Source organism: Corallococcus sp. 4LFB (genome assembly GCF_046520365.1).
Lineage (GTDB): Bacteria > Myxococcota > Myxococcia > Myxococcales > Myxococcaceae > Corallococcus > Corallococcus caeni.
In genome coordinates, this window is the sequence record NZ_JBKGHJ010001310.1 from 1 (window position 1) to 233 (window position 233).

Annotated in this window: 1 protein-coding gene; it reads right to left on the minus strand. The window is 68.2% G+C overall.

Translation table 11 applies throughout. The features are described from left to right. Positions 1 to 233 (minus strand): hypothetical protein (locus ACLEQD_RS45435; RefSeq protein WP_410392082.1); only part of this gene is annotated, 233 nt, incomplete at both ends.

Genomic DNA, 233 nt, shown 5'->3' on the forward strand with positions numbered 1-233 from the left:
GCGAGTGCACGCACGCTTCCGGGAAGGGCGCCCGCGTGGCGTTCCACGCCACCAGGATTTCGTGCCGTTCATCCGTGGTCAGCAGCGGCAATCGGGCAACGGACTCATTCGGCTGCGCGACGGCTTCCTGAAGGAGCACGCGCAGGTGCTCGGCCATGCGGGCGGCGGTGGCAGGGGTGAAGAGGTCGGTGGTGTATTCGAGGTAGCCCTTGAGGCCCGCGTCCGTCTCCAGC